Source organism: Frankia tisae, assembly GCF_025403405.1.
In the GTDB taxonomy this organism is placed as follows: Bacteria; Actinomycetota; Actinomycetes; order Frankiales; family Frankiaceae; genus Frankia; species Frankia tisai.
Genome location: NZ_JANEZT010000001.1, coordinates 55,447 through 78,754, shown reverse-complemented (window position 1 = coordinate 78,754; position 23,308 = coordinate 55,447). Strand labels below are relative to the sequence as shown.

Annotated in this window: 24 protein-coding genes; 20 read left to right on the top strand and 4 right to left on the bottom strand. The window is 72.2% G+C overall.

Annotated elements, in window-relative coordinates; translation table 11 throughout:
* The 5 genes from NBZ85_RS00365 to NBZ85_RS00345 all read left to right on the top strand — a co-directional run.
* Window positions 1–327, top strand: a 327-nt coding sequence (locus NBZ85_RS00365) for a hypothetical protein (protein ID WP_261561340.1), incomplete at its 5' end; no start/stop codon positions are given.
* Window positions 328–447: 120 nt separating this feature from the next.
* The gene (gene mqnE / locus NBZ85_RS00360; RefSeq protein WP_261557760.1) at window positions 448–1,596 is read left to right on the top strand and encodes an aminofutalosine synthase MqnE; all 1,149 of its coding nucleotides are present in this window, start codon (window positions 448–450) and stop codon (window positions 1,594–1,596) included.
* 11 nt (window positions 1,597–1,607) lie between these two features.
* On the top strand, window positions 1,608–1,955 hold the full coding sequence (locus tag NBZ85_RS00355; protein ID WP_261557758.1) for a hypothetical protein: 348 nt from the start codon (window positions 1,608–1,610) through the stop codon (window positions 1,953–1,955).
* Window positions 1,955–2,245 (top strand): hypothetical protein, encoded by a 291-nt coding sequence (locus tag NBZ85_RS00350; protein WP_261557756.1) that lies wholly within the window; start codon window positions 1,955–1,957, stop codon window positions 2,243–2,245. Before NBZ85_RS00355 ends, NBZ85_RS00350 begins: the two co-directional genes overlap by 1 nt.
* Window positions 2,242–3,102, top strand: a complete 861-nt coding sequence (locus NBZ85_RS00345) for a menaquinone biosynthetic enzyme MqnA/MqnD family protein (protein WP_261557755.1) — start codon at window positions 2,242–2,244, stop codon at window positions 3,100–3,102. Before NBZ85_RS00350 ends, NBZ85_RS00345 begins: the two co-directional genes overlap by 4 nt.
* A 54-nt stretch (window positions 3,103–3,156) precedes the next feature.
* Here the strand turns inward: NBZ85_RS00345 and NBZ85_RS00340 are convergent, their stop codons facing one another.
* Window positions 3,157–4,224: a helix-turn-helix domain-containing protein gene (locus NBZ85_RS00340; RefSeq protein WP_261557753.1), complete on the bottom strand. Its 1,068-nt coding sequence runs from the start codon at window positions 4,222–4,224 to the stop codon at window positions 3,157–3,159.
* A gap of 498 nt (window positions 4,225–4,722) precedes the next feature.
* On the opposite strand from NBZ85_RS00340, the gene NBZ85_RS00335 reads away from it, so the two are divergent.
* The 6 genes from NBZ85_RS00335 to cobA all read left to right on the top strand — a co-directional run bounded on the left by NBZ85_RS00335 (window position 4,723) and on the right by cobA (window position 10,049).
* A complete protein-coding gene (locus NBZ85_RS00335; protein WP_261557751.1) occupies window positions 4,723–5,379 on the top strand; it encodes a response regulator in 657 nt (218 codons plus the stop codon).
* Window positions 5,380–5,620: 241 nt separating this feature from the next.
* On the top strand, window positions 5,621–5,809 hold the full coding sequence (locus tag NBZ85_RS00330) for a putative leader peptide (protein WP_136447476.1): 189 nt from the start codon (window positions 5,621–5,623) through the stop codon (window positions 5,807–5,809).
* A gap of 61 nt (window positions 5,810–5,870) precedes the next feature.
* Entirely contained in the window at window positions 5,871–7,604 is a 1,734-nt protein-coding gene (locus tag NBZ85_RS00325; protein WP_261557748.1) for a nitrite/sulfite reductase, read from the top strand.
* Window positions 7,591–7,833, top strand: a complete 243-nt coding sequence (locus tag NBZ85_RS00320) for an Insertion element protein (RefSeq protein WP_261557746.1) — start codon at window positions 7,591–7,593, stop codon at window positions 7,831–7,833. Before NBZ85_RS00325 ends, NBZ85_RS00320 begins: the two co-directional genes overlap by 14 nt.
* The gene (locus NBZ85_RS00315; RefSeq protein ID WP_261557744.1) at window positions 7,833–8,504 is read left to right on the top strand and encodes a phosphoadenylyl-sulfate reductase; all 672 of its coding nucleotides are present in this window, start codon (window positions 7,833–7,835) and stop codon (window positions 8,502–8,504) included. Before NBZ85_RS00320 ends, NBZ85_RS00315 begins: the two co-directional genes overlap by 1 nt.
* A gap of 81 nt (window positions 8,505–8,585) precedes the next feature.
* Entirely contained in the window at window positions 8,586–10,049 is a 1,464-nt protein-coding gene (gene cobA, locus NBZ85_RS00310; protein ID WP_372517752.1) for a uroporphyrinogen-III C-methyltransferase, read from the top strand.
* A 74-nt stretch (window positions 10,050–10,123) separates the two neighbouring features.
* Here cobA and NBZ85_RS00305 read toward each other — a convergent pair whose 3' ends face one another.
* Both NBZ85_RS00305 and NBZ85_RS00300 read right to left on the bottom strand, forming a co-directional pair.
* Window positions 10,124–10,630 carry a sirohydrochlorin chelatase gene (locus tag NBZ85_RS00305; RefSeq protein ID WP_261557740.1) on the bottom strand — a complete coding sequence of 169 codons (507 nt, stop codon included), beginning with the start codon at window positions 10,628–10,630 and terminating at the stop codon, window positions 10,124–10,126.
* A 71-nt stretch (window positions 10,631–10,701) separates the two neighbouring features.
* On the bottom strand, window positions 10,702–11,667 hold the full coding sequence (locus NBZ85_RS00300) for an NAD(P)/FAD-dependent oxidoreductase (RefSeq protein WP_308205011.1): 966 nt from the start codon (window positions 11,665–11,667) through the stop codon (window positions 10,702–10,704).
* A 492-nt stretch (window positions 11,668–12,159) separates the two neighbouring features.
* Here NBZ85_RS00300 and NBZ85_RS00295 point away from each other — a divergent pair, with 492 nt between their 5' ends.
* The 5 genes from NBZ85_RS00295 to NBZ85_RS00275 all read left to right on the top strand — a co-directional run bounded on the left by NBZ85_RS00295 (window position 12,160) and on the right by NBZ85_RS00275 (window position 17,964).
* Window positions 12,160–14,049, top strand: a complete 1,890-nt coding sequence (locus NBZ85_RS00295; protein WP_261561339.1) for a serine/threonine-protein kinase — start codon at window positions 12,160–12,162, stop codon at window positions 14,047–14,049.
* 151 nt (window positions 14,050–14,200) lie between these two features.
* Window positions 14,201–14,596: a hypothetical protein gene (locus tag NBZ85_RS00290; RefSeq protein WP_261554872.1), complete on the top strand. Its 396-nt coding sequence runs from the start codon at window positions 14,201–14,203 to the stop codon at window positions 14,594–14,596.
* An 86-nt stretch (window positions 14,597–14,682) separates the two neighbouring features.
* Window positions 14,683–15,897, top strand: a complete 1,215-nt coding sequence (gene mqnC / locus NBZ85_RS00285) for a cyclic dehypoxanthinyl futalosine synthase (protein ID WP_261554873.1) — start codon at window positions 14,683–14,685, stop codon at window positions 15,895–15,897.
* A gap of 69 nt (window positions 15,898–15,966) precedes the next feature.
* On the top strand, window positions 15,967–17,088 hold the full coding sequence (gene add, locus NBZ85_RS00280) for an adenosine deaminase (protein WP_261554874.1): 1,122 nt from the start codon (window positions 15,967–15,969) through the stop codon (window positions 17,086–17,088).
* Window positions 17,089–17,175: 87 nt separating this feature from the next.
* The gene (locus tag NBZ85_RS00275; RefSeq protein WP_261554875.1) at window positions 17,176–17,964 is read left to right on the top strand and encodes a demethylmenaquinone methyltransferase; all 789 of its coding nucleotides are present in this window, start codon (window positions 17,176–17,178) and stop codon (window positions 17,962–17,964) included.
* Between the two features lie 19 nt (window positions 17,965–17,983).
* Here NBZ85_RS00275 and NBZ85_RS00270 read toward each other — a convergent pair whose 3' ends face one another.
* Complete coding sequence (locus tag NBZ85_RS00270; RefSeq protein WP_261554876.1) at window positions 17,984–18,700, bottom strand: dienelactone hydrolase family protein; 717 nt, start codon at window positions 18,698–18,700, stop codon at window positions 17,984–17,986.
* Window positions 18,701–19,532: 832 nt separating this feature from the next.
* Here NBZ85_RS00270 and NBZ85_RS00265 point away from each other — a divergent pair.
* From NBZ85_RS00265 to NBZ85_RS00250, 4 genes are all read left to right on the top strand, one after another.
* Complete coding sequence (locus NBZ85_RS00265; RefSeq protein ID WP_261554877.1) at window positions 19,533–20,837, top strand: geranylgeranyl reductase family protein; 1,305 nt, start codon at window positions 19,533–19,535, stop codon at window positions 20,835–20,837.
* A gap of 410 nt (window positions 20,838–21,247) precedes the next feature.
* Window positions 21,248–21,610, top strand: coding sequence for an NADH-quinone oxidoreductase subunit A (locus NBZ85_RS00260; protein WP_136447586.1), 363 nt, complete (start codon window positions 21,248–21,250; stop codon window positions 21,608–21,610).
* Window positions 21,601–22,476 (top strand): NuoB/complex I 20 kDa subunit family protein, encoded by an 876-nt coding sequence (locus tag NBZ85_RS32920; protein ID WP_368861318.1) that lies wholly within the window; start codon window positions 21,601–21,603, stop codon window positions 22,474–22,476. The genes NBZ85_RS00260 and NBZ85_RS32920 overlap by 10 nt, the downstream gene beginning before the upstream one ends.
* Entirely contained in the window at window positions 22,463–23,257 is a 795-nt protein-coding gene (locus NBZ85_RS00250) for an NADH-quinone oxidoreductase subunit C (RefSeq protein WP_261554878.1), read from the top strand. Before NBZ85_RS32920 ends, NBZ85_RS00250 begins: the two co-directional genes overlap by 14 nt.
* Window positions 23,258–23,308 lie beyond the last annotated feature (51 nt).

The following is a 23,308-nucleotide window of genomic DNA, read 5'->3' as shown; positions in this document are numbered from 1 at the left end:
GAGCACCGCCGTGATCACCACGAGGGCGGCCAGTCCGGCGACGCGGGCCGGGCCGGGCGTCGGGAGCGGCCCCCGATGCAGGATGTCGACCTGCGGGTGCAGCTGCCGTACTTCCTGATCCGTCTGGCCGCCCTCGTGGTGATCACGGCGGTGCTCGCAGTGGTCGGGGTGAACCTGCTGCTCTCGGTGCTGATCGGTTTCGCGGTCGCCGGGCTGCTGACCTGGCCGCTGGGGCGGATGCAGCGCCGGGCGGCGCAGCGTGCCGCCGAGGCGAGGGGGTCGGCGGGGCCTCCGCCTCCGGGCGTCGGTAAGAGCGGGGACGCGTGAGCGGACGCCGGTCGGCCCGGCCGGTTGTCCTGGGTCAGCCCGGTCAACTCTGGCAGTTGTGACGGGTCAGCTCGGCCGGCACGGCCAGGTGTGACGGTGTCGCGGGCTAATCTGGATGGCATGGATGCTGGGCTCAAACGGGAGATCGAGGCCAAGGTTTCCGACGGCGAGCGGCTGAGCCGCGCCGACGGGGAGGCGCTGTACGCCAGTGACGATCTCGCCTGGCTCGGCGGCCTCGCCCACGAGGTCCGGACCAGGAAGAACGGCGACCGGACCTTCTTCAACGTCAACCGGCACCTGAACCTGACCAACGTCTGCTCGGCGTCCTGCGCCTACTGCTCGTTCCAGCGCAAGCCCGGCGAGGCCGACGCCTACACGATGCGGATCGAGGAGGCCGTCCGGCTCGCCAAGGAGATGGAGCCGGCCGGCATCACCGAGCTGCACATCGTCAACGGCCTGCACCCGACGCTGCCCTGGCGTTACTACCCGCGTTCGCTGCGGGAGCTGCGCAAGGCGCTGCCCGGTGTGGCGCTCAAGGCGTTCACCGCCACCGAGATCCACTGGTTCGAAAAGATCAGCGGCCTGCCCGCCGACGAGATTCTCGACGAGCTCATCGACGCGGGCCTGGATTCCCTCACCGGTGGCGGCGCGGAGATCTTCGACTGGGAGATCCGGCAGCGGATCGTCGACCACAACACCCATTGGGAGGACTGGTCGCGCATCCACCGCCTCGCCCATGCCAAGGGCCTGCGCACCCCCTGCACCATGCTCTACGGGCACATCGAGGAACCGCGCCATCGAGTGGATCACGTGCTGCGGCTGCGTGAGCTGCAGGATGAGACGGGCGGCTTCGCGGTGTTCATCCCGTTGCGCTTCCAGCACGACGCCTCCGGCGACCCGCGCAACCGGCTGATGAACCAGCCGATGGCGACCGGCGCCGAGGCGCTGAAGACCTTCGCCGTCTCCCGGCTGCTGTTCGACAACGTCGATCACGTCAAGTGCTTCTGGGTGATGCACGGCCTGACCACGGCGCAGCTCGCGCTGAACTTCGGCGCCGACGACCTGGACGGCTCGGTCGTCGAGTACAAGATCACCCATGATGCGGACCGCTTCGGCACGCCCAACACGATGACGCGCGAGGACCTGTTGTCCATCATCCGCGACGCCGGTTTCCGGCCGGTCGAGCGGGACACCCGTTACCGGGAGATCCGCGGCTACGACGGTCCTGATCCGGCTCGCCGCGAGATCCCGACCTCGATCGACGCCTGAGGCGGGATTCGATGGCCAACGATGACGAGCCGACACCGTCCCGCGTGGCGGGTCAGCCCACGCCCGCGGCCGCCCCGGCCGTGAACGCCGTGTCCGCCGTGTCCGCCGCCGGACCGCGGGTCCGACCTCCCGGGGCGCCGGGCATCGGATCGATCTTCGTGCTCGCCTTCCTGGTGATCCTGGTTCCGGGCGTGGCGGTCTACGTGGTGCTCGACTGGGCCGGTCTGCCGATCGGCGGCGCGAGCCTGCTCGGCCTGCTCGTCGTCTTCCTCGGGCTGGGGTTCTTCCCGACCGTGCTGCGCAGGCTCGGCTGGGTGCCGACGAAGAAGCGGGTGCCGACGAAGGAGCGGGGGTCCTGATGGAACTGCGCAAGCGTCTCACCGTGCGCCCGAGGCGGGCGGCGGCCGCGCCGCCGGGAGCCCCGGCCGCCAGGGAACGCGGCCTGCTCGGCATCAACCTGCGGTATTTCGCCCTCCGTGCGGTGCTCTTCGGGGTGGTGCTCGCCGTAGTCCTGCTGCTCGGGGCGGGCGGTTTCCTGGCCTTCGTGCTGGCGCTGGCCGTCAGTGGGCTGATGAGCTACCCGCTGGCGTTGCGGCAGCGCCGCGCGGTCGTCGCCGTGATGGAGAACCGTCACGGCGGCCGGCGTTGAGCGCATCCGCGGGCGCCGAGGCCCGGCCGCGGGTCGGGCACATCCAGTTCCTCAACTGCCTGCCGCTGTACTGGGGGCTGGTCCACTCGGGTGCGCTGCTCGACATCGAGCTGACGAAGGACACCCCCGACCGGCTCAACGAGGCCCTCGTGGCGGGCGAGCTCGACATCGGCCCGATCAGCCTGGTCGAGTACCTCCGCCATGCCGATGATCTCGTCGTTCTGCCTGATCTCGCGGTCGGCGCCGATGGGCCGGTGCTGTCCGTCGTGCTGAGCTCGGCGGTACCGCTCGACGACGTCCGCACCGTCGCGCTCGGCTCGACCTCGCGGACCAGCGTGCTGCTGGCCCGGATGCTGTTGGAGGAACGTTACGGCCTGCGGCCGACCTACCTGACGATGCCGCCCGACCTGCCGTCGATGCTGCGGGAGGCCGACGCCGCGGTGGTCATCGGAGATGTGGCGTTGCGGGCGACCTACGACGCCGAACGCGGCGGCACGGGGCATCGGCTCGGCCTGATCGACCTGAGTGCGGCCTGGCGGGAGTGGAGCGGGCTGCCGATGGTCTTCGCGGTGTGGGCCGCCCGGAAGTCGTTCGCGCAGCGGCACCCGGGGACGGTGAAGGAGGTCCACGACGCGTTCCGTTCCGGGCTGGACCTCGCGCTGCGCGACGTCGACCAGGTGGCGACGCGGGCGGCCCGCTTCGAGGTGTTCGACCCGGCGACGCTGGCCCGCTACTTCACCACCCTCGACTTCCGGCTGGGGGAGCGGCAGCAGGCGGGCATCCGAGCCTTCGCGGAGAAGGCCGCCCGCCGCGGCGATGTCCCCCCGCTGCGGGAGATGACCTTCGCGGAGGTCTGACGGCCGGCCCGGCCCGGTCCGGTGGCGCTGGAGCGGGCGCGGGCTCGCGCAGGGTCAGACCGGCGGCCGGAACGCGTGGGAGATGCCCGTCGGCGGGACGGTGCGGTTCGCGTTCGCGGTCGCGAAACGGGCGATGCGGCCCTTCACGAGCGCGATCAGCCGGGGCGGCGTGTCCCGTCCGCCGGGCGCGATCAGCATCTCGTCGAGCGAGGCGTCGCCGTCCGGACTGGGGATGGCGGGTTCGAAGGCGGCCGAACCATCCGGTTGCGGGCCGTGCCCGGCTGGCGTGAACGCCGCAGCCGAGGGCCCCGACCCGACCGATGATGCCGGGGCCTCCTCTGGATCCAACCCGGTCAGCGAGCCCGCGCTCGCCGGGGCAGCCAGGCTCGGCGGTGTGCGATCCGCGGCCCCCGGCTGCCGGCCGGCGTTGGCGGAGCACCCCCGCGCAGCGGCGGCATCGATGAGCCCGTGGACGGCGAGGGTCCAGGCCCGCAGCCCCTCGTGCCCGGTCAGCTCGGTGAACACCGCCGCCTCCAGGCAGCAGGTGCTCGCGCTCGCGAGCTCGTCGACGTCGACCAGGGAGATGGCAAGCAGCCCGGCCAGGTGGCCGGCAAGCATGAACAACCGGAACTGCTGATGCGGGAGCAGCGGCGTGCGGAGCAGGTTGTCGACCACGCTCTGCTGGGCGAGGATCCGGGCGGTGACGTCCGGCGGGTCGAGCAGATCGGCCTTGGCGATGAGGTCGGCGACCAGCTGATCCAGATAGTTCAGCTCGTGGTCGGACCGGCGTTGGTCGAGCAGGTCCGACACCCGGCGACGGGACTCCCACTCCGGATCGGGCGAGCGGCGCAGGCGCTCGGCCCGCGCGACCACGGCCGCCTCGCGCAGGTCGACCAGAGCGCCGCCGGCCTCCAGCATCACGTCGACGGCGGCGATCACCGGCCGTGCGGGAATCCCGCGACTGGGCTGCTCCAGCTGGGAGATGTACTGGCGGCTGTAGCCGGTGCGCCGGGCCAGCTCGTCCCGGGAGAGAACGCGTTCACAGCGCCGCCGCCGGATCTCCACGGGGAGCAGGTCTTCAGCGGTCGCCGTGCCCTGCCGGCCTCGGCTCCGTTGCCGCATCTGTGAGGTCCTTCCGCATGGCAGAGGTCGCCTCCCACCGAGGGAGGACAGTCGTCGTGCGCCGCCTCTCGTGCCCCCCTCGAGAGCCGGCAGGATTCACCGGTAGTGATCAGATTACTCCATGGCGCACCCCGATAGGCTAGAGGTCAAAGGTCCCATACGCGGAGGGTTGCAATAATAACTCTCTGTTACTAAAAGCGATATTCAACTGAGTGATATCGCTCTGCGTTTGCGATCTACTACGCCCCGCCGGGCGAGTCGATTGGGTACGACAGTCCCGTCGTGGGATTATGCCTGTTTTCTTGGGTTCTTGTTGGGAAACGGGAGTGTTGCCGAGGAAGTTCGGCCGGAAAACCGGGGAATCACCGAGAGATCGTCTCCAGTTGGCCTTTCCCGCACGATGGGCTATCACTGCCACGCCGGGCCTGCGGCACTTCGCCACGGTCTGCGGGTATCGCCGGGATGACCGGCATGGGTCATCCCCGGAAACCATCCTCAATGACGATGCGCGGGGTCGGGTGGGGCGCGTACAAAAGAATGGTGGATACCGGTCGTTCGGTGGGCGCCGACGCCGTCGGGCTCGACCGAGACGACGCTGTCACCGCGGCTCGGCGCTCCGCCGGGGTGAACTCCCGCCCCGAGCCAGGCCAAAGAGCCGGCCGCGGCGCGGGTACACAGACCGGCCGGCCGGCCACGCGGACCGCGATCCCGGAGGGCGAGCGGCCCGAGGGCGCCGCCGCCCGTAACGGTGCGGGCGCCGCCGAGGCAGCCGTCGCCCCGCGCCGGGTGGTGGTCGTCGACGACGCGGACGGCGTGCGCGAGCTGCTCTGCCTGCTGTTGGGCACCGAACCCGACTTCGTGGTCGTCGGCGCCGCCGCGAACGGTGCTGAGGCCATCGACGAGGTCATTCGCACGGTGCCGGACCTGGTGCTGCTCGATCTCGCGATGCCGGTGCTCGACGGCATCGGCGCGTTGCCACGAATCCGGCGGGTCGTGCCGCAGGCGACCGTGGTCATCTTCACCGGTTTCTCCGAGGACGCGCTGCTCGACCGCGTGCTCGCCCTGGGCGCGGATGCCCTGCTGGAAAAGGGCCTGGCCACCGGCCTGCTGGTCGACCAGCTCCGCCGCCTCTGCGCCGCCCCTCGCCCCAGCTGAGGCGCATTGCGGACCTCTCGGCGCCGTTCCGCCGCTTCGGCCGTTCCACCGGCTTCGATGCCGATCGTGTTGTTCATTTTCTCCATCGGTGCGGTAGAGTTGTGGAGACGGTGTCGGAAGGGTGAACCGGCCGTCGGTCGCCGCCCGGTTTGGGACACTTCGCGGAGTGAAGTTCGTCGGTGGCGTGGTCGTGGGACACACAACCCGCCCATCGGCATCACTTCTGTGTAAACATGGGGCCGTGGTTGCGCGCGCCCTCACCCTTGGGGCGCCGGTTGCGCGAGCGGTGGACCTGGTCCGCGTCTCGCCCCGGCGCGGGTTCGCGTCGTCCCCCGCAGCCCCGTGCCTCGTGATTGAGCCGATGCTCGTCGCGCGCCTGCACGTCGACCTGCTGCGGGTCTCCAGCGCCGGCTGTCGCCGCTCCCGCTGACGTTCCCGTTCGCGGCGCCACTTCGAGGGCGTCGCGCTTCACCCGCGCATCGAGAGATCTGATGACTTCTCCTGCCCGTCCTTCCCGTCCTGCCCGTTCCGCGCCCCCGTCCCGTCCCAAGGGGGCGGGCCAGTGGGCGTTGGGCTACTCCGAGCCGCTCAACGCCAACGAGCGCATGAAGAAGGACCAAGGCGGGCTGGAGGTGCGCGAGCGCATCCTGAACCTCTACCCGCACACCGGTTTCGACGGAATCGACCCGCAGGACCTGCGCGGCCGGTTCCGCTGGTGGGGCCTGTACACGCAGCGCCGGCCGGGGATCTCCGGCGGCCGCACGGCGATCCTCGAACCGGAGGAGCTCGACGACTCCTACTTCATGCAGCGGATCCGGCTCGACGGCGGGCGGATGACCGCCGACCAGCTTCGGGTCATCGCGGAGATCTCCACCCGGTTCGGCCGGGACGTCGCCGACGTCACCGACCGGCAGAACATCCAGCTGCACTGGATCCGCATCGAGGATGTGCCCGCCATCTGGGGTGCCCTCGAGGATGCCGGGATGACGACCGCCGAGGCGTGCGGCGACACCCCGCGGGTCATCCTCGGCTGCCCGCTGGCGGGCGTCGACGGCGACGAGGTCATCGACGGGTCGGCCGCGATCGACGAGGTGGTCGAGCGCTTCGTCGGCGACCCGACGCTGGCGAACCTGCCCCGCAAGTTCAAGACCGCGATCTCCGGCTGCGTGGACCACTGCACGCTGCACGAGATCAACGACATCGCGTTCGTCGGCGTCGTCCACCCGGAGCTCGGCGCGGGTTACGACCTGTGGGTCGGCGGCGGCCTGTCGACGAACCCGAAGCTCGGCGTGCGGCTCGGGGCGTTCGTGCCCCCGCAGCGGGTCGCCGAGGTCTGGCACGGCGTCGCCTCGCTGTTCCGCGACTACGGCTACCGCCGCCTGCGCACCCGGGCCCGGCTGAAGTTCCTCGTCGCGGACATGGGCGCCGAGTGGGTGCGGGCCACCCTGGAGAAGGAGTACCTGACGGCCGCGCTGCCGGACGGGCCGCCGCCGGCGCCCCCGCGCAACGAGGGCCGCGACCACATCGGCGTGCACCGCCAGCGCGACGGCCGCAACGCGGTGGGCTTCGCCCCGAGCGCGGGCCGGCTGTCCGGGACGACGCTGCGTGCCGTGGCCGACCTCGCCGACCGGTACGGGCAGGGCCGCATCCGTGCGACGACGACCCAGAAGCTGGTCATCCTCGGCGTGGCCGACGAGGCCGTGGCACCGCTGGAGACCGAGCTCGCGGCGCTGGGCCTGGTCGTCCGGCCGAGTGTGTTCCGGCGCGGCACGATGGCCTGCACCGGGATCGAGTTCTGCAAGCTGGCCATCGTCGAGACCAAGGCCAACGCCCGCGGTCTCATCGAGGAGCTGGAGCGCCGCCTGCCCGACTTCGACGAGCCGATCGGGATCAACGTCAACGGCTGCCCGAACGCCTGCGCCCGCTTCCAGGTCGCCGACATCGGGCTCAAGGGCTCGCTGGTCCCCGACGACGCCGGGGAGATGGTCGAGGGCTTCCAGGTCCACCTCGGCGGCCACCTGGGCACCCGGTCACGACTGGGCCGCAAGTCACGCGGCCTGAAGGTCACCGCGGACGGGCTGCTCGACTACGTCGTCGGCCTGCTGGAGACCTACCAGGGTGAGCGCGCCGACGGGGAGAGCTTCGCCGACTGGGCGCAGCGGGCCGACGAGGCATCGCTGGCCGCGGCGGGCTCGGCGGCCAGGGGCGCCGATGGCCGGCGGTGATCGTGCGGTGCCCTTCTACTGCCCGTACTGCGGCGAGGAGGACATCGTCCCCGAACTGGCGGCGGACGGAGCCGGTTCCGGGCACGGGCACTGGGCGTGCCGGTCCTGCCGGCGCGGCTTTCGGCTGAGCCTGACCGCGCTGGTGGCCGCAGCCGGGAGCCAGACGGCGGCAACGGGGAACCAGACGGCACGGCGAGGCGCCGCGCGCGACGACGAGGAGACGACCTGATGGATGCCGCGTTGCAGAGCCGGGCGTTGCGGGCCGGGGAGGAGCTCGAAGGCGCGCCGGCGGAGGAGATCCTCGGCTGGGCGGCCGAGGAGTTCGGGACGAAGCTGGTGGTCGCCGCGTCCATGGCCGAGGCGATCCTGGTCGACATGCTCGCCCGAATCCGCTCCGATGTGCCCGTGGTCTTCATCGACACCGGATACCACTTCGCCGAGACGGTCGGTACCCGCGACGCGGTGGCCGCGACCTACGACCTGCCGCTGATCAGCGTCAGCCCGCAGCTCACCGTCGTCGGCCAGGACGCCGTCCATGGTCAGGACCTCTACAAGACCGACCCCGACCTGTGCTGCCGGATGCGCAAGGTGGTGCCGCTGGACCGGGCGCTGGCGCCGTACCGCGCCTGGGCCGCCGGGTCGCGGCGCGCCGAGTCCGCCGGCCGGGCGAACCTGAAGGTCGTCGACTGGGACGCACGCCGCGGCAAGGTGAAGATCCACCCGCTGGCGGCCTGGACCGACGCCGACGTCGACCGGTACGTCGCCGAGCACAATGTCATCGTCAACCCGCTGCTCTCCGACGGCTACGAATCCGTCGGCTGCTGGCCGTGCACCCGCCGGGGCGCCGGCCGCGACGGCCGCTGGACCGGCACGAACAAGACGGAGTGCGGCATCCACTGACCGGGCGCACGACCCGTTGCCGATGTGGCACCGGCCGCGTGATCGCTCGCCGGACGTAGCTGAACAGGTACGGTGCACGCCGTGACTGACGGGCGAATCGCAGGTGAGGTCTGGCTGGTCGGAGCTGGTCCGGGCGATCCCGGGCTGTTAACCGTGCGTGGTCGTGAGCTGCTGGAGACCGCCGACGTGGTCGTGGTCGACCGGCTCGCCGCAGCCGTCCTGCTCGACGCCGCGCCACCCGACGCGGAGATCATCCATGTCGGCAAGAGCCCGACGGCCCGCTCCTGGGCCCAGGAGGAGATCAACGCGGTCCTCGTCGACCGGGCCCGAGCCGGTGCCCGGGTCGTGCGGCTCAAGGGCGGAGATCCCTACCTCCTCGGCCGCGGCAGCGAGGAAGCCCAGGCGTGCGCCGAGGCGGGCGTGACCTTCGCCGTCGTCCCCGGCGTCACCTCGGCGTTGGCCGTGCCGGCGCTCGCCGGCATCCCGGTCACCCACCGTGACCTGGCGCAGGAGATTGCCGTCGTCTCCGGGCACCTGCCGCCCGGGCACCCCGACTCAACCGTCGACTGGGCGGGCCTCGCCGCCTCCCGGGCGACGATCGTCATCCTCATGGGGGTGGCGCGGCTGATGGACATCACCGACGCCCTGCTCGCCGGCGGCCGCCCGGAGGCCACCCCGGTCGCGGTGATCGAGCGGGGCGCCACCCCAGCCCAACGTGTCCTGCGCACCACGCTCGACGCCCTGGCCATCGACGCGATCGCCGCGGGAGTGCGGTCACCGGCGGTGATCGTCGTCGGTGAGGTCGCCGCCCGCAACGACGCCCCGGCCACCGATGCGCCGCCGCTGGCCGGAGTGCGCATCCTGGTCGCCCGCACCCGGTCCCGCCCGGGCCTGCTGGCCCGCCGGCTGCGGCAGCTCGGCGCCGACGCGGTCGAGACGGTCGTGGCCCACCCCGCCCCGCTCGACGACGCCGGCGCGGAGCTGCTCGCCGCGCTGCCCGCGGCCGCGGGACTCGTCCTCGCCGACCCGGACGAGGTCGCCGCGGTGGTCACCCTGCTGCGCCGGGCCGGCACCGACGTGCGCGCCCTGGCCGGGCTGATCCTGGTGGCCGCCCGCCCCGACGCCGCCGACGCCCTCGACGCGCTGGGCCTGGCCGCCATCACGCTGGACGAGCTCGCGCCGGAGCCGGGGGTGCTCGTCGTCGGCGCCGCCGACCTGCCGGCGGGCGGGCCGTGGACGCCGTGCCGGGTGCCGCTGCTGGCCGACGTGACCGCCGACCCGGATCCGCGGATCGCCGACGAGCTGCGTCACGGCGACTTCGACGTCGCGGCGTTCGCCTCCTCGACGGCCGCCCGCAGCACCGCCGAGCTGTACGGGCCGCTGCCCCCGGACCTGCTCGTCGCCGCGATGGGCCGGCGCAGCGCCCAGGCCTGCGAGGCCGCCGGAATGCGGGTGGACATCGTGCCGGCCGAGCCGGGGGTGCGTCCGCTCGCCGCCGCCGTCGCCGACTTCGTCGCGGCCAGCCGCGCCACCGCCGTCTTCTGAGAATCGGATGCGAGGCGCGGCTGTGCGGAACACCATGATCACCGCGTCTGGCCGTTGCGGGCGTGGGCGGTCTGTCAGCCGGTGGGGTGCCTGGCGGTGTCGACGAGTTCGCGCAGCGTGTCGTCGAGCCGCGCCCGTACCGCCTCGACGACGCAGGCGTGCAGGCCGAGGGGCTCGGAGAGGATCCAGCGGGTCCTCGGATGCCGTTCGCGCGCCTCCTCCAGGGCCGAGGGGAGGTCGCGGCGGGTGTGGTTGCCGCCGAAGAGGAAGAACGGGTAGACGACGATCTCGGTGCAGCCCACGACCGCGAGGTTGGCGTACCCCTCGCCGATGTCGGGCCGGCTGACCTCGAGGAACGCTGCCTCTACGGCGCCCCACGGCCGCGGGCCGGTCGGGCCAGTCGGCGCGGCTGGGCCGGCGGGGTCCCCAGCGATGGTCGGCCCGCCCGAGCCGAGCGGGTGGCCTGCGCAGCCGTCGGCGGCCGGGCGGGGTTCGGTCGCCAGGCGGCGGGCCAGCTCGCGGACCGTGGCGTTCGCCTCGTCCCGTCGTGAACCGTGGCCGATAACCAGAAGACCGCGCATGCCACCAGTGTGCGCCGGTTGCCCGGCCGGGGCCGCCGGCCGGCCTGCCCCGGTGGGGAACCGTGCCCTGGTCAGACGGAGGTGCCGTCGTCGGAGCTGTGCCCCGGGAACACCTTCGCCGCCGGGTCGACGACCGGCGCGGCGTTGTTGACGGCAGTCGCGACCTCGCCGAAGCCGGTGGCGATCAGGCGGACCTTGCCGGGGTACTCGGTGATGTCCCCGGCCGCGAAGATCCGATCGACGCCGGTGAACATCGCCGAGTCGACCGCGATGTGCCGCCGGGCCATGGAGAGCCCCCAGCGGGTCAGCGGACCGAGGTCGGCGGTGAAGCCGAGCGCGGCGACCACCGCCTGCGCCGGGCGGACGTGCCGGTCCCCGGTCCGGGTGTGCACGAGCTCGACCTTCTCGATCCGCTCCTCCCCGTGGATGGCGGCGACCTCGGAGAAGGTGAGGATCTCCACGCTCGACGCCTCGACCCGCCCGATCGTCGCCGCGTGCGCGCGGAACCGGTCGCGGCGGTGCACCAGGGTGACCGAGCGGGCGATCGGCTCCAGGGCGAGCGCCCAGTCGAAGGCGCTGTCCCCACCACCCACCACGATGACGTCCTGGCCGGCGTAGGCGTCCAACTTCGGCACGAAGTAGACCAGGCCGCGGCCGAGATGGCCGGTGCCGGTGGGTAGCGGCCGGGGGGTGAACGTGCCGAGACCGCCGGTGATCACGACGACCCTGGCGCGGACCCGGTGGCCCTGGCTGCTGGTCACCACGACCGCATCCGGTTCGTGGGTGAGCTCGGCGGCCTGCTGGTCGAGCAGGTACATCGGGTCGAACGGGGCCGCCTGGGTGACGAGGGCGTCGACCAGCTCGCGGCCGCGGATGGCGGGGAAGCCGGCCACATCGTAGATGACCTTCTCCGGATACATCGCGGTGACCTGGCCGCCCGCCTCGGGCAACGAATCCATCAGCGCGACCGACATGCCCCGGAAGCCCGCGTAGTAGGCGCCGTAGAGCCCCGCGGGGCCGGCGCCGACGATCAGCATGTCCACGCTGGTGTCGACGTCGCCGCCCGCCGTGGTGCCCGGCCGGACGGCGGTGCCGTCGTCCGCCTGGACCGACTGTGTGACCATGGGCAGCTCCCCGCGCCTCGCGGCCCGACCGGTCGGACTGGGAATGTTCGGTCGGTGCCACTGGACTTTCCGTCCTCTCATCCTGCCGGAGATCTGGTCGGCATGCCGTCATCTTCGCTGGTGGGCGTCCCGGCTGGTCGGTGCCGCGGAGCCGTCCCGGCCAACGGAGCGCGGCATTGTGCTTGTATCGTTTCTTCGTTACATGGTTCGTTGCCGGTGATATCGGTCGTTCAGGTGAGATTCCAGAAACACGGCTGGAGAAAAGGCCTGCCGATGCGACCGTCGGATGGCGGACAGAGTTCCCCAGGCCGCGACCGGTGAGGGCTAGCGTGAGGTGGCAGGCACCGCGGTTGCCGTGCCGGACCGAGCGCCGGTGGGGACAGGACGGACACGGGCGGGAGAGCGGTGGCGGATCGAGCGACGGGCCGGGACGGGCCGGACGGCACCCGAGGTGAGGCGCTGCACCCCGACGACCCGACCGTCATCGGCGCCTACCGGGTCGAGCGCCGGCTCGGCTCGGGCGGGATGGGCACGGTGTACCTCGCCCGCGACACCGCCGGAGCCCTCGTCGCGATCAAGGTGATCCGCTCGGACCTGGCCGCCGACCCCGATTTCCGCGAACGGTTCCGGGACGAGGTCGCCGCGGCGCGCCGGGTTGCCCCGTTCTGCACCGCGCAGGTCCTCGACGCCGACCCCGCCGCCCGCCGCCCCTACCTGGTCACGGAGTACATCGACGGCGTCCGCCTCGACGACGTCGTCAACCGGTCCGGGCCGCTGCCGATGTCGACGCTGCAGGGCGTGGCGATCGGCGTGGCCAGCGCGCTGACCGCGATCCACAAGGCCGGCATCGTCCACCGGGACCTCAAGCCGAGCAACGTCATGCTGTCGTTCTCCGGTCCCCGGGTCATCGACTTCGGGATCGCCCGGGCGCTCGACGTGGCGCAGGGCCGGACCCAGACCGGCTTCGTCCTGGGCTCGATCGGCTGGATGGCGCCCGAGCAGATGGAGGGCTCGTCGATCGGCCCGGCGGTCGACGTTTTCGCCTGGGGACTGCTCATCGGCTACGCCGCCGTCGGCGCCCATCCCTACGGCGACGGCACCTACCTGGAGATGTCGAAGAAAATCCAGACGGGGCGGCCCGACCTGCGGCACGTGCCGGTGCAGCTGCAACCCGTCGTCCGCTCCGCGCTCGCCCGCGACCCGCGGGCCCGGCCCACGAGCGAGCGGCTGCTGCTGACCCTGCTCGGCGAGGAGGCACCGCCCGGCGGGGACACCCGGGTAGCGGCCACCGCCGTCCTCGACGGCACCTGGCCGCGGGGCCGCAGCACGGCCGCAGCGGCCGGGGCAGGCGCCGACCGGCCGCAGCGGACCCGCGTTGCCGGCGCCGACGATCAGCGCCGCTGGCGGGAGGAGGGCGCCCCGCCGGCGGGAGAACGATGGTGGGACGAGCCGGCCGACCTTCCGCCTCCCTCCGGGCCGCCCGTGCCGCCGCCGGCGTTGGCAGGCCTGGGCGCCGACGAGCGCGCCCCCCGCGGCGGAGGCTTCGACGAGGCTGACCGCGCCGGCAACGCTGGTTTCGGTGGTCCAGGCGCCGCCGGTGGCCAGGGGGCACCGATGCGCCGGCGGCGGCGCGCCGGATTCGTCCAGTACGAGGACGAGCAGCTGCCCGCCCCGGCCGCGCCCGGTCCCGCCGCTCGCGACCGGCGAGCCGAGCCGACGCCGCCCGTGGGCCCCGCGGACGGCCGCCGCTCGCCGCCGTCTCCTTACCCGCCCGCGTCCCCGGCCCCGTCCGGGTCCGCGTCACCTCGCCAGGCCGCCCGCCCGTACCCGCCAGCCCAGCAGTATCCGCCGGCCCAGCCTTACCAGCGGGCCCAGCCATACCCCCGGGCCGCCCAGCCGTACCCGCCGGCCCAGCCGTACCCGCCGGCGCGGCCCGAGGGTCGGCGGGCGGGCGACCGTGCTGACGCGGCGCGTCCGCAACCGGCACCGCGGCAGGTCGCCGAGCGCCCCGAGCGTCGCGGCCAAGCACCTGAACCCCATGATCCCCCGGCACCGCGGCGCCCGCGCCGCCGGTTCCGGCTGCGAATCCCCTTCAAACGGACGATCCTGTTCGTCCTGGTCGTTCTGCTCCTGCTCTCCGCGGCGGACCAGATCGCGTCCATGGTCGACGAGCAGCGCAGCCGGCTTTGGGACAAGGTGGCCACCTCGGTCAAGAACGGCGTGGGCGACCAGGTGGACAGCCTGTGGAATCAGGCGAAGGACACCTTTGAGGGTTCTTCGGGTGGTTCGGGATGACTGTGTACGGCGGTGAAGGGGGAACCCGGCACGGCTCCGGCCGGTGAGACCAGGACCGCCGCCCCGCAAGGGATGGCGGTGTGACCGGCGAGCGTCAAAGATCACTGGAACGCAACGGGTAAACCTGCCGCCGGATAGGTACACCGACCTCATGGCGAACATCTCAAGCAAGATCAATGAATTCCTGCACAGCCCGAAGACCCGAGAGATGGTCGACAAGGCCAAGGCTGCGGCCAACAAGCCCGAGAACCGGGCCAAGATCAAGCAGGTGCAGCAGAAGTTCACCAGCCGCACGCGGAGCCCCGGTCATCACAATGCCCCGGGTAGCCCCCCGTCCGCCGGCGGCCCGACCACCGGCGGCCCGACCACCGGCGCGACCCCGGGCCATCCGGGCGGCTACGACGCGGAGCACGGCCACGGTGAGCGCCCGTCCGCCGACGCCGGGGCCGACTCCGGCTCCGGCTACGGCGAGCGGCCGTCCAGCGGGTACGACGCGGAAGTCCCGGGTTCCGGTCCGGCCGACGCCGGTGGTCGTTCCGGCTACTGATCATCCGGCCGTTCGACCACGGACGTCCCGGTGTTGGCCTCAGGCGACGCGGCCCGGCACCGGGACCCAGGTCGTACCATCGCGCCATGAGCCTTGTGGATGCCGACGGCGAAACTGCGGTGGGTCGGGGCGACGGCGGTGACGGTGACGGCGAGATCCGGTCGATCCTGGACCGGGCCGCCGAGGGCGGCCGCATCTCGCCGGAGGAGGCGCTGCTCCTCTATACCCGGGCCCCCCTGCACGCACTCGGCAAGGCAGCGGACACGGTGCGCCGCCGCCGGTATCCCGACGGCATCGCCACCTACATCATCGACCGTAACATCAACTACACGAACATCTGCGTGACGGCCTGCCGGTTCTGCGCGTTCTACCGGGCCCCGAAGCACGCCGAGGGCTGGGTCCGCGATGTCGACGACATCGTCGCCAAGTGCGGCGAGGCCGTGGAGCTCGGTGCCACCCAGATCATGCTGCAGGGTGGCCACAACCCCGACTTCGGCATCGAGTGGTACGAGCAGGTGTTCGGCGCGATCAAGGCGGCCTACCCGCAGCTCGCCCTGCATTCGCTGGGCGCCAGCGAGGTCGTGCACATCGCCCGCACGTCCGGCCTGGCCTTCCCCGAGGTCATCACCCGGCTGCGCGATGCGGGCCTGGACAGCTTCGCCGGCGCCGGCGCGGAGATCCTCACCGAACGCCCCCGGCACGCCATCGCCCCGCTCAAGGAGCCCGGCCACGTCTGGCTGTCGGTGATGGAGACCGCGCACACCCTCGGCCTGGAATCGACCGCCACGTTCATGATGGGCACCGGTGAGACGAACGCCGAGCGCATCGAGCACCTGCGGATGATCCGGGATGTGCAGGACCGCACCGGTGGCTTCCGCTCGTTCATCCCGTGGACGTACCAGCCGGAGAACAACCACCTGGGCGGGCGAACCCAGGCCACGACGCTGGAGTACCTGCGCCTCGTCGCCGTCGCCCGGCTGTTCTTCGACAACATCGCCCATCTGCAGGGCTCGTGGCTGACGACCGGCAAGGAGGTCGGCCAGCTCACCCTGCACATGGGCGCCGACGACCTCGGTTCGGTGATGCTGGAGGAGAACGTCGTCTCCTCCGCCGGTGCCCGCCACCGCACCAACCGCTCCGAGCTCATCTCCCTGATCCGCACCGCCGGCCGCATTCCCGCGCAGCGCGACACCCTCTACCGGCACCTCGTCGTCCACCGCGACCCGGCGCAGGACCCGACCGACGACCGCGTCGCCTCGCACTTCTCCTCCACCGCCCTGCCGCTCGTCTCGGCGACCTGAGGTCGACGCCCCGCTCTCCACACGGGTCCGGCCTGCGCCGCCACGGACGGGACGCCATAGATTGGCCCGATGAGCGAGTCCGCCGGGTCCCCGGCCTCGGTCCCGGCGGGGACCGGGCCGAAGATCGAGCTGCATGTCCACCTGGAGGGGACGGTCCGCCCGGCGACGCTGCTGGAGATGGCGCGGCGTAACGAGGAGGCGCTGCCGTCGCGGACGGTCGAAGGCCTCACGGAGCTGTACCGCTTTCGTGACTTCAACCATTTCATCCAGGTCTGGGTCATGACGACGCACGTGATGCGGACCGAGGCCGACTTCCGCCAGATCGTCGTCGACTACGCCGCCGAGGCGGCCGCGCACGGCGCCGTCTACCTGGAGGGCATCTTCTCGCCCTGGTTCCGCGTCCAGCGCGGCGTCCGTGTCGAGGAGATCTTCAACGGCTACGCCGACGGGGCGGTCGAGGCCCGGGAGCGCTACGGCGTCGAGGTGCGCCTGACCCCGGACATCGACCGGGTGCTGCCCGTCGAGGCGGCCACCGAGGTGGCCCGCTGGGCGGCGCGTTTCGCCGAGCGCGGCGTCGTCGGCCTCGGGCTCGGCGGGCCGGAGATCGGCCATCCGCCGGAGCCGTTCGCGCCCGCGTTCGCCCTGGCCGCGGACGCCGGGCTCGCCGCGGTCCCGCACGCGGGGGAGACCGACGGCCCGGCATCCATCCATGGCGCGCTCGACGCGCTCGGCGCCCGGCGGATCCGCCACGGCATCCGTGCGGTCGAGGACCCGGTGCTGTTGCGCCGCCTGGCCGACGAGAAGATCGTGCTCGACGTGTGCCCGGTGTCGAACCTGCGAACCCGCTCGGTGCCCCGGCTGCGCGACCATCCGCTGCTCGCGTTGCAGGCCGCCGGGGTGGCCTGTTCACTGGCCACCGACGACCCGGCGATGTTCGGCACCGATCTCGGCATCGAGTACGCCGTCGCCGCCGGGATCGGCGCCCGCGCCCGCGACCTGTACGCGGCCGGCGTCGCCGGGGCCCTGTGCGACGAGGCGACCCGCGACCGGCTGCGCAGCCTCGGCGCGGCCACCGACTGGGACGTCGCCGAGAAGACGGCCCGTGCCGCCGCCCCGACGGCCCTCGCCCGGTTCGACGGCGGGCCGCCCGACGGCGGCGGGCCCGCGTCCGGGGGACCGGCTGATGGCTGACGGGCTGATGGCTGACCGGCACGGAGTGGATCGGCACGGAGTGGATCGGCACGGGGTAGAACGAGGTCGACGACGGGAGGGCACGCGGTGAGCAGGGCGGGGCTGGACAAGCGGCCGCAGGAGGTCGCGGCGATGTTCGACGGTGTGGCCGGGCGCTACGACCTGACGAACGCCGTGCTCTCCGGCGGCCTCGACCGGACGTGGCGGCGCGCCACCGCCGCCGCCCTCGATCTGCGTCCCGGCCTGCGGGTCCTCGACCTCGCCGCCGGCACGGCCACCTCCTCGCGGGCCTTCGCCGAGGCCGGTGCGGACGTCGTCGCCTGCGACTTCTCCCTCGGCATGCTGCGCGCCGGCCAGCGTCGCCTCGCCGAGAAGCCCCTGCCCGCCAACCCGGCCTCCCCGGCATCGGGCCCATGTGCCCCGGCAGCCGCCGCCCCGGGTGCGGTGGCCTCGGGCGCGGGGCGGGTGGTGCTGACCGCCGGGGACGGGCTGCACCTGCCCTTCCCCGGCGCCGTCTTCGACCGCACGACGATCTCGTTCGGGCTCCGTAATGTCGCCGACACCGTGCGCTGCCTCAGTGAGCTACGCCGCGTCACTCGGCCGGGTGGCTCGCTCGTCGTCTGCGAGTTCTCCCGGCCGGTGTGGGGGCCCTGGCGGACCGTCTACCTCGAATACCTGATGCGGGCGCTGCCGAAAGTGGCGCGCACGGTCAGCAGCAGCCCGGACTCCTACGTCTACCTGGCCGAGTCGATCCGGGCGTGGCCCGCCCAGGCCGTGCTCGCCGACCTGCTGCGCGAGGCCGGCTGGTCCCGCGTCACCTGGCGTAACCTCACCGGCGGCGTCGTCGCCCTCCACCGCGGCCACGTCCCCGACTGATCGACACGCCGGCCCCAGCTCAGCCGGGCAGGTGCGACTCGATCCAGGTCAGGGTGCGTGACCAGGCATCGCGGGCCGATGCCGGGTGGTGGGACGCGGGGCGGGCGTCGTTGTGGAAGCCGTGCCCGGCCTCGGGATAGCGGATGATCTCGGTGGGCACGGGGGCTGCGGCCGTCGCGATCCGCAGCGCTTCGACGTCCTCGGCGGGGATCCTCGGGTCCTGGTCGCCGTACAGGCCGAGCCATGGCGCCTGCAGTCGCCCGGCGATCTCCAACGGGCTCGGCTCACCGAAGCTCCGGGTGCGGATCCCGTCGCCGTAGAACGTGACCGCCGCGCCGAACGGACGGGCCACCGCGGCCTGGAAGGCGATGCTCCCGCCCAGGCAGAAGCCGACGACGGCGCAGCGGTCCAGCGCCGTCCCCTCCTCGGCGAGGACGGCCAGCGCGGCGTCGACGTCGTCCAGCAGGTCCGTGCCGTCAAGGTCCTCGACTACTTTGATCGCCGAGGCGATGTCGTCGTAGGCGAAGACCGGCGAGCCGACGCGGTGGAACAGGTCGGGCGCGATCGCCCGCCAGCCGGCCAGGGCGAAGCGGCTACACAGTCCCTGCACATGTTCGGTGAGACCGAACGCCTCGTGCAGGATGACGACGCCGCCGCGCGCGGGTCCGGCGGGTTCGGCGAGCGTCGCCGGGGCAGGCCCGTCGGCGGTGGGGAGGACGACGGTCTCTTCGGTCATCGGATCTCTCGATTCGGAACAGTGTCGCGGCGGATAGCCGGGGTCGGGGCGGATAGCCGGGTTCGTACGGGATTGCAGTGGTTGGGCGCGGGGCTGAGTCGATCGTGGCGCGCCCGTGCCGACACGTCTGGTGCTATTGGTCGTATTTAGGAAACTTTGCGGCTTTTAGGGGTTAGATGACACGGCGTAGTCGATGCGGCATGCGCTCGGTTGGCGGTTGCCCGGGTCGGGCGAGGTCGGGGTGGTCCCTTCTGGCTGGGGGTCGCCCGCTTGGGCCGGCCGAGACCGCCCGTTCGGGCGGCGCGGTCTGGTCCGAAGGTGCCCCGCGCGGGCCGGTGGCACCGATCCGAAGCAGCCGCCGCCCGCGGACGAGCGCCGTGTTTCTGGCGGCAAGCGGGGGACTACCCCGCACTGGCGGTGATCCCACCCGGTGGGAAGAAGGTGCCATGGACCATTTCCGACCGTGGGCAGCGTGTAGTGGCCGAATTGCGATACGTGACACGCCGGAGAGGTGAAAGTGGGCGCCACGCGCGCGACCAGCAGTCATGCGAGGAGAGGGGTCGGGATTATACGCTCGTCTAGAAGTTGCGTCAGAACGCTACGGCGGGTCCGCGCGGGCCGGAGGGCGGAAACGGTCGCTCACGGTGGTCATTGGGTGCGCGAAGTCGACTCGTCCGGTCCTCAGAGCATCCTGGTTGGTGCGATTGGCCTGCGTAGGGCCTACACTCGCCGAGGACGCTCGTGAAGAATTTCACGAGCACTCAAGCGGAGGGTTCCGGCCGGGAGCGCTCCCGGGACGGGTGTTCGAGCAGATCCGGAGCAATGGGTGGCCATGGCGACGACAAGGACTGACGGCGCGGGCGGTGGGTCGACGACCGACGCTGACGTCATCGTGGTCGGCGCCGGCCCCGGTGGTTCGTCCGCCGCCTACCACCTGGCCAGCACCGGGTTGGACGTCCTGTTGATCGAGAAGACGACCTTCCCGCGTGAGAAGGTCTGCGGCGACGGGCTGACTCCGCGCGCCGTGCGCAGCCTCGTCGAGATGGGTATCGACACCTCGCCCGCCGCCGGCTGGGCGCGCAACAGGGGCCTGCGCATCGTCGGCGGCGGCGTGCGGGTGGAGCTGCCCTGGCCGGACCTGGCCAGCTGGCCCGACTACGGCCTTGTCCGCCCCCGGCTGGACTTCGACGACCTGCTCGCCCGGCACGCGGTGAAGGCCGGCGCCCGGCTGCAGGAGGGCACGGCCGTCACCGGACCGCTGATCGACGAGCGCACCGGCCGGGTCGTCGGCGTCCTGGCGCGCACCGGGCCCGACCGGGAACCGGTGACCTACCGCGCGCCGCTGATTATCGCTGCTGATGGTAACAGTGCCCGGATCGCGTTGGCGCTCGGCATCCGTCGCCGCGAGGACCGCCCGCTCGGCGTCGCGGTCCGCCGCTACTACCGCAGCCCGCTCACCAACGACGACCATCTCGAGTCCCACCTCGAGCTGTGGGAGGGCCGGCCGCGCGAGAGCCGCCTGCTTCCCGGCTACGGCTGGATCTTCGGTGTCGGCGACGGCACCAGCAACGTCGGTCTCGGCCTGCTGAACACCACCGACGCCTTCCAGCACACCAACTACACCGACCTGTTGCGCCGCTGGCTCGGCGCGCTGCCGCCGGAGTGGGGGTTCACCGAGGACAACGCGATCGGTCCGGTGCGCGGCAGCGCCCTGCCCATGGGCTTCAACCGCACCCCGCACTACCGCGACGGCGTGCTGCTCGTCGGCGACGCCGGCGGCATGGTCAACCCGTTCAACGGCGAGGGCATTGCCTACGCTTTGGAGTCGGGCCGGTACGCTGCCGAGGTCGCCGTGCAGGCCCTCGCCCGCGCCGAGGGGCCCGCGCGGGAACGCGCCCTCGGGCACTACCCGGCGATAATCCGCGCCCAGTACGGCGGGTATTACACTCTTGGCCGCTATTTTGTCCAGCTCATCGGGAATCCGACCATCATGGCGCTCGGGACGAAGTACGGGCTGCCGCGGCCGATGCTCATGCGCTTCGTTCTCAAGATCATGGCAAATCTCACCGACCCCCGGGGAGGGGATGCGATGGACCGGTTGATCAACGCAATGACTCGGCTCGCTCCCGCGGCCTGACGTGTTATTCGGGTCGATCCGGCGGCGTGCCGCCTGGACCGGATCGACGGATTTACGGTATATCGAGCATGGCGGCGCCGGCGCTGGTGGGCCGGCGCCGGCGCGGAGTTTGACCCGCCGTCGTGGCATGCCCGGCCCGCCACCTTCTTCCTGCGCGGACAGGGCTGTGGGCTCAACCCGCCATCGGTTCGGCTCTCGGGGGGAGCCGGCGGGAAGGGCAGTCGAGGCAGCGAAGTACCACCAGACCGGGGGACCCGGGCCAGGATCGGATGAGGGCGCCCCGCCTCGGGGCGCCGTGACCAGTGGCGATAGACGTGACGAACACCGAGCGCGGATCGTTCGCGGTCCGTTCACCGGAAAGCCTTCCTCATAACATCCGGTAACACTCTTTCGAAGGAGAGGAGTTCGGCATGCTCTCGAACTACGTGCCGATCCTCGTTCTGCTGGCGATCGCGAGCCTGTTCGCGGTCGGTTCCGTCGCGGCGGGCGCGGTCATCGGCCCCCGCCGGTTCAATCGTGCGAAGATCGACGCCTACGAGTGCGGGATCGAACCCTCTCCGGCCCCGGCCGGGCCGCAGCGCTTCCCGGTGAAGTACTACAACACCGCGATGCTTTTCATCGTCTTCGACATCGAGATCATCTTCTTGTTCCCGTGGGCGGTCGCCTTCGACAGCCTCGCGGTTTTCGGCCTCGGTGCGATGGCACTGTTCATGGCGACGATCTTCGTCGCATACGCCTACGAGTGGCGTCGTGGAGGTCTGGAATGGGACTAGAGGAGAAGCTACCCGGCGGCGTGCTCCTCGCCAGCGTCGAGAAGCTCGCCAACTGGTCCCGGCGGTCGTCGCTGTGGCCGGCGACCTTCGGGCTGGCCTGCTGTGCGATCGAGATGATGTCCACCGGAGCCGGCCGCTACGACCTGTCCCGGTTCGGCATGGAGGTCTTCCGGGCCAGCCCCCGCCAGGCCGACCTGATGATCGTCGCCGGCCGGGTGAGCCAGAAGATGGCGCCCGTGCTGCGGCAGATCTACGACCAGATGCCCGAGCCCAAGTGGGTGTTGTCGATGGGGGTCTGCGCCAGCAGCGGCGGCATGTTCAACAACTACGCGATCGTGCAGGGTGTCGACCACATCGTCCCCGTCGACATGTACCTGCCCGGCTGCCCGCCGCGGCCGGAGATGCTGATGGACGCCATCATCAAGCTGCACGAGAAGATCCTCGCCGGCCCGGTCACCGGCAGGACCCCGCACACCGAGTCCGGCTCGTCGCCGTACCCGAAGCCGATCGACGTCGCCACCGCCCGCGCCGGGCTGCCCGCCGGTGAGCTCGACACCCGCACCCTGTCCGTCAACGACCGCAAGCACTTCCGGATCCCGGCCGGCGCGCCGGTCCCCACGGATCGCGGCGCTGTCGAACCCGCCCTGGACACCCGCCGGCCCGCCGCGCTCGCCCCGTCGTCGGTGTTCGGCCGGACCAAGCGGATCCCCGTCGACGCCAAGCCCGCCGACGAGTCGCGGGCCCACGGCCCCGGCCCGAGCACCGAAGACGTCACCGACAGCGACGCCGCCCCGGGCGGCGCCACGGCCGGCACCGGCGCCGCGCAGCAGGGCGCCGATCCAGGAGCGACCCATGACACCCCCTGACGGCACACCCCCTGACGGCACACCCCCTGACGGCAGCTCCTCCGCCGGCCCGGGTTCGCATGACGGCGCGCGCGACGAGACCGGGGCCGCCGCGAACGGCGCCGGCGAGCTGGTGGGCGGCGGCAACGGTCTGCGACCGGGACGGCGCCACGACGCATTCGGCGCCGGCGGGTCCGGCGACACCTCCGGGTTCGGCCGCCTCGTCGCCCCGGCCCCGGTGCTGGCCGCCAGCGAGCGGCCGTTCGGTGATCCGGACGCCGACGCGGTGTATGACGCGCTCGAACGCGTCTTCCCGCAGCTCGGCGACGCCGTCGAGCGGGCCGTCGTCGACCGCGGCGAGCTGACCCTGCACGTGCGCCGCGAGGGTCTGCCGGCGTTGGCGCAGACCCTGCGTGACGATCCGGGGCTGCGCTTCGAGCTGCTGTCGTCACTGTCCGGAGTGGACTACCCGGACGACGCCACCGGCCGCCGGCTGCACTCGGTGGTCCACCTGACCTCGATGACCTACCGCCGCCGGCTGCGCCTGGAGGTCTCCGTCGCCGACGCCGACCCCACGGTGCCGAGCCTGACCTCGGTGTGGCCCACCGCGGACTGGCACGAGCGGGAGGCCTACGACCTGTTCGGCATCGTCTACACCGGCCATCCCGGGCTGACCCGGATCATGATGCCGGACGACTGGATCGGGCACCCGCAGCGCAAGGACTACCCGCTGGGTGGCATCCCGGTCGACTACAAGGGCGCCACGGTCCCGCCGCCGGACGAGCGCCGGAGCTACTCGTGATCCCGCACCCGGCCCTGACCGGCCGCCTGCATCCCCGAGGCGACATCCGAG

What these genes read in the sequence shown, in the direction of transcription:
- mqnE (WP_261557760.1), top strand. Translation starts at nt 448, where the DNA reads ATGGATGCTGGGCTCAAACGGGAGATCGAGGCCAAGGTTTCCGACGGC.
- NBZ85_RS00355 (WP_261557758.1), top strand. Translation starts at nt 1,608, where the DNA reads ATGGCCAACGATGACGAGCCGACACCGTCCCGCGTGGCGGGTCAGCCC.
- NBZ85_RS00350 (WP_261557756.1), top strand. Translation starts at nt 1,955, where the DNA reads ATGGAACTGCGCAAGCGTCTCACCGTGCGCCCGAGGCGGGCGGCGGCC.
- NBZ85_RS00340 (WP_261557753.1), bottom strand. Translation starts at nt 4,224, where the DNA reads ATGCGGCAACGGAGCCGAGGCCGGCAGGGCACGGCGACCGCTGAAGAC.
- NBZ85_RS00335 (WP_261557751.1), top strand. Translation starts at nt 4,723, where the DNA reads ATGACGATGCGCGGGGTCGGGTGGGGCGCGTACAAAAGAATGGTGGAT.
- NBZ85_RS00325 (WP_261557748.1), top strand. Translation starts at nt 5,871, where the DNA reads ATGACTTCTCCTGCCCGTCCTTCCCGTCCTGCCCGTTCCGCGCCCCCG.
- NBZ85_RS00320 (WP_261557746.1), top strand. Translation starts at nt 7,591, where the DNA reads ATGGCCGGCGGTGATCGTGCGGTGCCCTTCTACTGCCCGTACTGCGGC.
- NBZ85_RS00315 (WP_261557744.1), top strand. Translation starts at nt 7,833, where the DNA reads ATGGATGCCGCGTTGCAGAGCCGGGCGTTGCGGGCCGGGGAGGAGCTC.
- NBZ85_RS00305 (WP_261557740.1), bottom strand. Translation starts at nt 10,630, where the DNA reads ATGCGCGGTCTTCTGGTTATCGGCCACGGTTCACGACGGGACGAGGCG.
- NBZ85_RS00300 (WP_308205011.1), bottom strand. Translation starts at nt 11,667, where the DNA reads ATGCTGATCGTCGGCGCCGGCCCCGCGGGGCTCTACGGCGCCTACTAC.
- NBZ85_RS00290 (WP_261554872.1), top strand. Translation starts at nt 14,201, where the DNA reads ATGGCGAACATCTCAAGCAAGATCAATGAATTCCTGCACAGCCCGAAG.
- mqnC (WP_261554873.1), top strand. Translation starts at nt 14,683, where the DNA reads ATGAGCCTTGTGGATGCCGACGGCGAAACTGCGGTGGGTCGGGGCGAC.
- add (WP_261554874.1), top strand. Translation starts at nt 15,967, where the DNA reads ATGAGCGAGTCCGCCGGGTCCCCGGCCTCGGTCCCGGCGGGGACCGGG.
- NBZ85_RS00270 (WP_261554876.1), bottom strand. Translation starts at nt 18,700, where the DNA reads ATGACCGAAGAGACCGTCGTCCTCCCCACCGCCGACGGGCCTGCCCCG.
- NBZ85_RS00265 (WP_261554877.1), top strand. Translation starts at nt 19,533, where the DNA reads ATGGCGACGACAAGGACTGACGGCGCGGGCGGTGGGTCGACGACCGAC.
- NBZ85_RS00260 (WP_136447586.1), top strand. Translation starts at nt 21,248, where the DNA reads ATGCTCTCGAACTACGTGCCGATCCTCGTTCTGCTGGCGATCGCGAGC.
- NBZ85_RS32920 (WP_368861318.1), top strand. Translation starts at nt 21,601, where the DNA reads ATGGGACTAGAGGAGAAGCTACCCGGCGGCGTGCTCCTCGCCAGCGTC.
- NBZ85_RS00250 (WP_261554878.1), top strand. Translation starts at nt 22,463, where the DNA reads ATGACACCCCCTGACGGCACACCCCCTGACGGCACACCCCCTGACGGC.